This is a genomic window from Thermomonospora sp. CIF 1 (genome assembly GCF_001896795.1).
Lineage (GTDB): Bacteria > Actinomycetota > Actinomycetes > Streptosporangiales > Streptosporangiaceae > Thermomonospora > Thermomonospora curvata.
In genome coordinates, this window is the sequence record NZ_MOYN02000019.1 from 28,855 (window position 1) to 37,572 (window position 8,718).

Sequence of the window (8,718 nt, forward strand, 5' to 3'; positions counted from 1 at the left end):
TCCGGTCACGGGCGGGCATGCTTGCGGGCGGCGTACAGGCCGCCTTCGACGGGGATGTCGACGCCGTTCAGCCAGGAGGCGTCCGCGCTGAGGGCGAAGGCGACCACCGCGGCGATCTCCCCGGCGGTGCCGTGCCTGCCGAGCAGGGCGACCGCGCCGTCGAAGCGGTCGGCGCCCATGGTGGTGCGGAAATCGTCGAGGATGGGGGTCTGGACGGGGCCGGGGCTGATGCTGAGGGCCCGCACGCGGCGGGGCAGCAGCCGGGCGGCCAGTCTCTCCGTCCACGCCACCATCGCGGCCTTGGAGGTGTCGTAGGCGGCGGGTCCGGACAGCGGGTGGCGCGTCAACCAGGCGTCGATGGCGGCGGCGCCGTCGGCCTCGATCAGTTCGTCCAGCGCCTCGGGCGGGACGGTGTTGCGGTGCGCCGCCACGGAGGCGACGTTGACCACCGCGGCGCCCTCCGTCAGCTGCGGCAGCAGCGCCTCGGTGAGCACGCGGGCGCCGAGCAGGTTGACCGACAGGACCACCTCCGGCGGCGCCGTTCCCGGCACGCCGGCGACGTTGGCGATCCCGTCCACGGGCCCGGCCAGGGAGGAGACGGCGGCGCGCACCGCCTCGGCGTCGCCCAGGTCGACCTGGAGCGAGGTGGTGATCCGCTCCGGGCACGGGGCGCGGTCGAGGCCGACGACCTGGTCTCCGGCCGCCAGCAGCCGGTCGGCCAGAGCCCGGCCGATGCCCGAGGCCGCGCCGGTCACCACGATTCTGCGTCCGGACATCAGCTCATCACCGCCTGCACGGTCGTCATCTCCAGCAGTCCCTCGGCGCCCAGTTCGCGGCCGAATCCCGACAGGCCGAACCCGCCGAAGGGGACGGCGGGGCGTTCCCGGGTGCGCACTCCGTTGACCTTGACCTGGCCGACGCGCAGGCGACGGCCGAACTCGGCCGCGCGGTCGGCGTCGGCCGACCACACCTCCGCCGACAGGCCGTAGTCACTGTCGCCGGCGAGCCGGGCCGCCTCGTCCTCGTCGGCGTACCACTGGACGGCCAGCACGGGCCCGAAGATCTCCTCGCGCAGCAGCCGGGAGGAGGCGGGCAGGTCGGTGAACACCCGCGGAGCGACGAAGAATCCGTGCTCGGGCAGGGTCTCCTCGTGGGCGGTGAGCGCCGGGGCGTCCCCGGCGGCGGCGAGGTACTCCAGCACGCGGTCCCGCTGCCGGGCCGACGACAGCGGCCCGAAGGTGGTCTGCGGCTGCTTCGGGTCGCCCGGGACCAGCTCCGCAAGGGTGCGGGCGATCAGTTCGGCGGCCTCGTCGGCGCGGTCGCGCGGCAGCACCAGCCGCGTGGTGGCGTTGCAGGCCTGGCCGGAGTTGACCAGGCCGGAGCGCACCACGGCGGGCACCGCCGTGGCCAGGTCGGCGTCGGGCAGGACCACCGCGGGGGACTTGCCGCCCAGCTCCAGGGTGACCGGCGCCAGGTTCCGCGCGGCCAGCTCGGCGACCGTGCGGCCGGCGGCGACGCTGCCGGTGAACGACACCGCGTTCATCCGGGGGGAGGCGGCGAGCGCCGCGCCGGTCACCGGCCCGGTGCCGTGCACGATGTTCACCACCCCGGCGGGCAGGCCGGCGGCCAGGCACAGCTCGCCGAGCAGGACGGCGTCGAAGGGTGTCTGCTCACTGGGCTTGAGCACCACGGTGTTGCCCGCGGCGAGCGCGGCGCCGAGTTTGGCGATGATCTGGTGCACCGGCATGTTCCACGGCGTGATCGCGCCGACCACCCCGCGCGGGACCCGCAGCAGCTCGGCGCCGTCGATCCGTTCCCGCCAGGCGGTGGTGCGGGCGAGCGCGGCGAACGATCGCAGCACCGCGGCGGGCAGCTCGGCCTGGCTCGCCTTGGCCAGGGCGATGGGCATGCCCATCTGGCGGGTGACCAGAGCTGCCAGGCCGGCGCCGTGCTGCTGGAGCAGCGCCGCGAGCCGTTCCAGCGTCTCGGCGCGGGCGTCCGGTTCACTGTGATTCCAGGAGCGGCCGGCGCGCACGGCGGCGTCCACCGCCTGCTCGACCAGGTCCTCTCCCGCCTCGGCGACCTCACCGATCGGACGTTCGGTGTAGGGGTCGATCACGGGCAGGGTCTTGCCGGAGGGGGTCCTCCACTCGCCGTCGATCAGGCACGGAGCCCGGCCCAGCCACTCCTCCTGCCACCTGTTGCGCTCAGCCACGGTCGTTCACCAGCCGGACGGGAAGCCGCTTGATGCCGCGGAAGAAGTTGCTCTGCAGCCGTTCGGGCTCTGCCTGGACGTCGATGCGCAGCCCGCGCTCGATCAGCCGCCGGAAGAACAGCTGGGCCTCCGTGCGGGCCAGGTGCGCGCCGAGGCAGGCGTGCACGCCCCAGCCGAACCCGATGTGCTCGTTGGGCGAGCGGTCGTAGCGGAACCGGTCGGGGTCCTTGAACACCCGCTCGTCGCGGTTGCCCGAACAGAACCACATGACGACCTTCTCCCCCGCCTTGATCGTCTTGCCGTGGAGTTCGACGTCGCGGGTGGCGGTGCGGCGCATCGACAGCACGGGGGAGACGAAGCGCACCATCTCCTCCACGGCGGAGGGCACGCCTCGCGGGTCGGCCTTCAGCGCGCGCCACTGCTCGGGCTCGGCGGCCAGGGCCGCGACGCCGCCGGAGAGCAGGTTCCGGGTGGTCTCGTTGCCCGCCACCATGAGCAGCAGGTAGTAGGCGTCGAGCTGGCCGCGGGTCAGCGGCTTGCCGTTCACCTCGGCGTGGGCGAGCGCGCTGACGATGTCCTCGCGCGGCTCGGCCCGGCGCTCCCGTTCCAGCTCGCGGAAGTAGGCGAACACCTCATCCCGTGCGGCGGCCGCGGTCTCGGGGCCGGCGCTGTACTCGGGGTCCTCTGAGGCGATCTGGTTGGTCCAGCGCTGCATGTGGGGGCAGGCCTCGGCGGGCGCGCCGAGCATCCTGCCGATGATCAGCAGGGGGAGCTGGGCGGAGATCTGGTGGACGAAGTCGAAGTCCTCCTCCGCTCCGCCCTCGGCGAGCGCCTTGTCCAGCAGGCTGTCGATGGCCTCGACGATCACCCCTTCCATCTGCCGCACCTTCGCCGGGCGCATGTACGGCACGACGATGCGACGCAGCACGGCCTGCTCGGGCGGGTCCATGTTGTGGATGCTCGGGTCGCCCCGGCCCTCAGCCCGCCGGTCCTGGATCTGCGTGCCCTCAGCGGAGGAGAAGGTCTTGTAGTCGGAGGCGACCTGCTGGATGTCGGCGTACCGCGTCACGGACCAGAAGCCGCGGCCGTCCGGCTCGTCGTTCCAGTGCAGGGGATCGTGATCGCGCAGTACGCGGAAGACCTCATGGTCGCGGCCTTCTGCGAAGACCCTCAGGTCCATCAGGTCGACGGTGGCTTCCTCGGGCACCGCTGTCCTCCTCGCTCAGCCGCTCGTTTGCGAACGTATCATCACTAAAACACATCAGGGGGCGCTTGGGAAGAGTGAGAGCTCCACGAGTTCACACAGGGAGCGCTGCAAGATCAGTCCAGAAGTCCGGCAACCCGGACCCATTGCGCCACACTACTAAGCGACTTAACATTCACAAAAGAACTGGCATCGACGACGAAGGCGGTCCCGCATCGTGTATCCGGCCAAGATCGCGCAGCGACATCCGGACGCGCAAGCCTATGTCATGGCGGGCAGTGGCGACTCACTCACTTACGGTGAGCTGGAGGCCCGCTCCAACCAGCTGGCGCACTTCCTGCGCGCCCACGGGGTGCGACGCGGCGGCCCCCTGGTGATCGTGATGGAGAACCGGATCGAATGGCCGGTCGTGGTCGCCGCGGGCATGCGCACCGGGCTGTACGTCACGCCGATCAACTGGCACCTGACCGTCACCGAGCTGACGGCCCTGCTGGCCGAGTCGCTCGGCGGTGAGGCGCCCGGCGCCGTGGTCACCTCCGCCAGATGCGCCCAGGCGGTGGCGGACGTGCTGGACCGGCTCGGCTGCGGCGACCGGATCACGGCGTTGAGCGTCGACGATCCGCCGCCCGGCTTCACGGCGTTCGAGGAGGCGCTCGCCGGCCGGCCGACCACCCCCGTCCCCGACGAGCGGCTCGGCGCGCGCGTGCTCTACAGCGGCGGCACCACCGGCAGGCCGAAGGCGTTCCGGCAACGGCTGCTGGACGTCCATCCCGCCGACGCCCCCGCCCGGCACGGCGCGCTGGCCAAGAAGCTGGAGCTCGGGGCGGACGCCGTGTTCCTGTCCCCGGCGCCGAACTACCACGCCGCCCCGTTCACCTTCCAGCTGATGGTGCTGTCGCTCGGCGGAACGGTGGTGTGCCTGGAGCGCTTCGACGCCGAGGCGGCGCTCGCCGCCATCGACCGGTACCGCGTCACCCACTCGCAGTGGGTGCCGACGATGCTGGTGCGCCTGCTGCGCCTGCCCGACGACGTCAAGGCCCGCTACCGGCTGCGGGACCACCGCGTGGCCGTGACCTCCGGGGCGCCGTGCTCGGCCGAGCTCAAGGAGGACGTGATGCGATGGTGGGGTCCGATCCTGCACGAGTACTACGGCGCCTCCGAGGGCTATGGGCACACCTATGTCTCGCCGCAGGACGCCCTCACCCACCCGGGAACCGTCGGCAAGCCCCTATCCGGCCGGGTGCACATCACCGACGAGCAGGGCACCGTGCTGCCGCCCGGTCAAATCGGCAAGGTATGGTTCGAGCCCGAGGCCTCGACCGCCTACCGCAATGACGGCGACGGCGAACCGGTGCACCGCCATGGCTGGCGCACCGTCGGCGACCTGGGCTGGCTCGACGAGGAGGGCTTCCTCTACCTGAGCGGCCGGGAGAGCCACACGATCATCTCCGGTGGGGTGAACATCTACCCGATCGAGATCGAGAACGTCCTGTCCGCCCACCCGCGGGTGCTGGACGCGGCGGTGATCGGCACGCCCGACCCGGAGTTCGGCGAGAAGGTCACGGCGGTGGTGGAGACCTCCGGCGAGGTGAGCGCGGAAGAGCTCATCGAGTGGTGCCGCGAGCGGCTGGCGCGGTTCAAGGCGCCCAAGGAGGTGCTGTTCGTCGACCGGCTCCCCCGGCTCCCGACCGGCAAGCTCAACAAGAACTCCCTGCGGGAGATGATCACCGCCTCGTCCGGGTCCGCGGAAGATGCGAGGTGATCGGCCGACCGCTTCCCGCCCGAGGGCGGGCGAGTCCGTGGCAGGCCCGCAGCCCCGGCCGGGGCATCGGCCCCGGCCGGGAGGAATCCCCTCGGGCCTGACAGCCCTTTGAGACTCCCCCTAAGACCGACTGCTCCGCAACAGTCCGTTTCCTTCCTCGCCTGAAGGCGGGGGTTCCAGGGAGGGATCCCGATGACCATGACCACTGCAAGCGACCCCCGGTTCCTCGTGCTGCACGCACTGCGGGTGAAGGGCCTGGCGTCCGACGAACTGGTCGCCGCGATCTCCGGGCTGGCGGCCGAGGAGGTGGCCGCGCAGCTCACCGCGCTGGTCGAGGAGAAGCTCGTCATGCGGCGGGAGGGCCGCATGGCCGGCGGCATGCTGACCCCGGCCGGTAAGGACGCCCACGCGGAGCTGCTGGAGGCCGACGTCGCCGACCCTGCGCGGCAGTCGGCGCTGACCACCGCCTATGAGGCGTTCCTGCCGATCAACGGCGAGTTCAAGCGCGTGTGCACCGACTGGCAGGTGCGGTCGGACACGGGACAGCCCAACGATCACACCGACCGCGCCTATGACGACGACGTGGTGGCGCGGCTGGGCCAGGTGCACGACCGGGTCACCGTCGTGCTCAAGGACCTCGCCTCCGCCATCAACCGGTTCGAGACCTATGTGGTGCGGCTGGAGAACGCGCTGGCGCGGATCAGGAACGGGGAGATCGCGGCGTTCGCGCGTCCCCTCGCCGACTCCTACCACGACATCTGGATGGAGCTGCACCAGGACCTGCTGCTGAGCCTCCGCAAGGAGCGCGACGCCAAGGACGAGGGCTGATTCGGCGGGCGGGGGCCGGAGCCTCAGCCGGTGCTCCGGCACCCGCCCGCCGGGAAGCCCTCCGGCCCCCGACGAGGCCGCCGCACGCTCCCCGGCGGGCGCCGCGGTCGCTTCGCCGTGCGCCGGAGGGGCCACCGCCAAAGGGCCCGTGCGACCGCGCACGGTCATGCGAAGGCGTCACTTGATGATCTTGATAGCGCCCGTGGGGCAGGCCCGGGCCGCGCGCTCGATGTTCTCGGCCTCCCCCGGAGGGGGCTCGGCGACGTAGTTCAGCCTGCCTTCGTCATCGAGGCCGAACACCTCGGGCGCGATGAACTCGCACTGCCCGTGGCTGGCGCACACCGTCGTGTCCACCTCGATCCTCATGGCTGCCTCCGCGACTTCAATTGTGATTTACTAGTCACAATATTTCTCCCCTGCAGGACAGGTCAAGCCACCTTGAGCCACATCATGCTGTTGAAACTTAGATCACCATGGCCCACCCATGGACAAATCAGCGAATCTATGGTCACAATCGAGCTGCTCGACCGGCAGTGAGTGAGGAGAGCCATGCGGTTGCTGCTGACCAACGACGATGGCGTCGCCTCGGAAGGACTACACGTCCTCGCCCGGGCAGTGCGCGACGAAGGCCATGACGTTCTGATCGTCGCGCCCCTGGGAGACGTGAGCGGCAGCGGCACCTCGCTGGGCACCTTCGCGGACGGCACCGTGATCAAGGTGGGCACGATGGTGCTGAACGGCCTGGAGGACGTGGAGACCTACTGGGTGGACGCGCCGCCGTCCTTCGCCGTGCTCGCCGCGTGCCTGGGACGGTTCGGAACACCGCCCGATGTGGTCGTGTCGGGCATCAACCCCGGCTGGAACACCGGGCGTTATGTCCTGTTCTCCAGCACCGTGGGCGCCGCGTTGACGGCCTCGATGCTCGGCCGTTCCGCGCTCGCGGTCAGCTGCGGCGACCTGCCGGGCGCCCGGTTCGACACCGCCGCGCTGGTGGCCCGTTCGGCGCTGCGCTGGCTGGTCGAGCACGCCAGGCCCCGCACGGTGCTGAACATCAACGTCCCGGACGTGGACCCCGAAGCGATCAAGAGCGTGCGGCCCGCCCCGCTGAGCCCGGTCAGCACCGCGGGCCTGGACCTGTCGAACGTCGACGAAGGGCTGAGGCTGCACCGGTTCGTCAACATCGAGCGCGTCGCCGGCCCGCGTTTCGCCGACACCGACGCCGGGCTGGTCACCACCGGCCATGTCACGGTGACCGGGCTGCTGGGCGGCGCCCGAGAACTGCCGGCCGAGCAGATCGACCAGATCGTCACGGCGATGTCCCAAGAGCTGTCGGCGCCCGAGGGCGCGCGACCCTGAGCGGGAGGACCGAACCCATGCTGCGCAACGCCGACCAGTACCGGGCGGGCCTGCGAGACGGCCGCCGGGTGATCTACCGCGGCCGCCCGGTCCCCGACGTCACGGCCGACCCCGAGCTGCGGGTCGCCGTGGACCACTCCGCGCTGTGCTACCAGATCACCGAGCTGCAGCCGGAACTGGCCGTCGCCAGGGACGACGACGGGGAGTATTCGGCGTTCTTCCGCATCCCCCGGACCAGGGAGGACCTGGTGCGCCGCGGGCGGCTGATCGAGGAGGTCTCCCGCCTCGGCGCGGGCACGATCGTGCTCAAGGAGGTCGGCTCCGACGCGTTGTTCGCGCTGCTGCGAGCCACCTCCGGGGAGGGCCTGGAGAACGCGCGGGCGTTCTACCGGCACTGCCGCGACGGCGACCTGGCCCTAGCCGTCGCCCAGACCGACGTCAAGGGCGACCGCGCGGTCCCGCCGCACGCCCAGCGCGACCCCGATCTGTATCTGCGGATCGTCGACGAGGACGCGGACTCGATCACCGTGCGGGGCGCCAAGTGCCACACCAGCTTCTCGGCCAACGCCGACGAGCTGGTCGTGCTGCCCACCCGCGCGATGGGCCCGGACGACGCCGACTACGCCGTGTCGTTCGCGATCCCGGTCGACACGCCCGGGCTGACCCTGTACGTCTCCCCGTACCTGCACGGGGAGCGCAACGAGTTCGAACACCCATTGTCGAGCCGGCACAAGCTGCTGGAGAGCCTGACGGTGTTCGACGACGTGCGCGTGCCCAAGGACCGGGTGTTCCTCAACCGCGCCGCCGACCGCGCCGGCCCGCTGGCCATCGCGTTCGTGGACTACCACCGGTTCACCGCGATCAACTACAAGCTGCCGCTGCTGGACATGTTCATCGGCGCGGCCCAGCTGATCGCCGAGGCCAACGGAATCGCCGAGGCCGGCCATGTCCGGGAGAAGCTCGCCCGGCTGATCTCCTACGCCGAGACCGTGCGCGGGCTGGCGGAGCTGGCGGCGCTGCGCTCGCGGCCCGGGGAGCACGGCATCCTGCTGCCCGACCCGCTCACCACGAACATGGCCAAGTATCACTTCGCCCACGGCTACGCCGAGGCGGTCTCGATCCTGATGGACCTGTCCGGCGGACTGCTGGCCACCGGGCCGGGCGGCGCCGACTGGGAGGACCCGCAGGTGCGCGCGGTGCTGGAGAAGTACTACGCCGCGGCCGTGCCCGCCGAGCGGCGGCTGAGGCTGCTGAACTTCATCTCCGACCTCACCGCGCGCGACTACGGCGGCTACCAGGCCGTGCTGGCCACCCACGCGGAAGGCTCCCTGGAGGCCGAGAAGCTGCAGATGG

General features: G+C 71.3%; 8 protein-coding genes. 4 read left to right on the forward strand and 4 right to left on the reverse strand.

Annotated elements, in window-relative coordinates; genetic code table 11:
* Positions 1–5: 5 nt before the first annotated feature.
* The 3 genes from BUE48_RS12690 to BUE48_RS12700 are packed head-to-tail and all read right to left on the reverse strand — an operon-like array spanning position 6 to position 3,422.
* A complete protein-coding gene (locus BUE48_RS12690) occupies positions 6–776 on the reverse strand; it encodes a coniferyl-alcohol dehydrogenase (protein WP_286989903.1) in 771 nt (256 codons plus the stop codon).
* A complete protein-coding gene (locus BUE48_RS12695) occupies positions 776–2,215 on the reverse strand; it encodes an aldehyde dehydrogenase family protein (protein WP_286989904.1) in 1,440 nt (479 codons plus the stop codon). The genes BUE48_RS12690 and BUE48_RS12695 overlap by 1 nt, the downstream gene beginning before the upstream one ends.
* Positions 2,208–3,422 carry a cytochrome P450 gene (locus BUE48_RS12700; protein ID WP_286989905.1) on the reverse strand — a complete coding sequence of 405 codons (1,215 nt, stop codon included), beginning with the start codon at positions 3,420–3,422 and terminating at the stop codon, positions 2,208–2,210. The genes BUE48_RS12695 and BUE48_RS12700 overlap by 8 nt, the downstream gene beginning before the upstream one ends.
* 214 nt (positions 3,423–3,636) lie before the next feature.
* Between BUE48_RS12700 and BUE48_RS12705 the strand changes: the two genes are divergently transcribed.
* A complete protein-coding gene (locus tag BUE48_RS12705; RefSeq protein ID WP_286989906.1) occupies positions 3,637–5,181 on the forward strand; it encodes an AMP-binding protein in 1,545 nt (514 codons plus the stop codon).
* Positions 5,182–5,373: 192 nt separating this feature from the next.
* Positions 5,374–6,009 carry a MarR family transcriptional regulator gene (locus BUE48_RS12710; RefSeq protein WP_286989907.1) on the forward strand — a complete coding sequence of 212 codons (636 nt, stop codon included), beginning with the start codon at positions 5,374–5,376 and terminating at the stop codon, positions 6,007–6,009.
* Between the two features lie 177 nt (positions 6,010–6,186).
* Here BUE48_RS12710 and BUE48_RS12715 read toward each other — a convergent pair whose 3' ends face one another.
* Positions 6,187–6,375, reverse strand: coding sequence for a ferredoxin (locus BUE48_RS12715; RefSeq protein WP_286989909.1), 189 nt, complete (start codon positions 6,373–6,375; stop codon positions 6,187–6,189).
* Positions 6,376–6,558: 183 nt separating this feature from the next.
* Between BUE48_RS12715 and surE the strand changes: the two genes are divergently transcribed.
* Positions 6,559–7,365 (forward strand): 5'/3'-nucleotidase SurE, encoded by an 807-nt coding sequence (surE, locus tag BUE48_RS12720; protein ID WP_286989910.1) that lies wholly within the window; start codon positions 6,559–6,561, stop codon positions 7,363–7,365.
* A 17-nt stretch (positions 7,366–7,382) separates the two neighbouring features.
* Positions 7,383–8,718, forward strand: a 1,336-nt coding sequence (locus BUE48_RS12725) for a 4-hydroxyphenylacetate 3-hydroxylase N-terminal domain-containing protein (RefSeq protein WP_286989912.1), incomplete at its 3' end; no start/stop codon positions are given.

Excerpts from the sequence above, each read along its gene's own strand:
- BUE48_RS12715 (WP_286989909.1), bottom strand. The coding sequence starts at position 6,375 with ATGAGGATCGAGGTGGACACGACGGTGTGCGCCAGCCACGGGCAGTGC.
- BUE48_RS12690 (WP_286989903.1), bottom strand. The coding sequence starts at position 776 with ATGTCCGGACGCAGAATCGTGGTGACCGGCGCGGCCTCGGGCATCGGC.
- surE (WP_286989910.1), top strand. The coding sequence starts at position 6,559 with ATGCGGTTGCTGCTGACCAACGACGATGGCGTCGCCTCGGAAGGACTA.
- BUE48_RS12710 (WP_286989907.1), top strand. The coding sequence starts at position 5,374 with ATGACCATGACCACTGCAAGCGACCCCCGGTTCCTCGTGCTGCACGCA.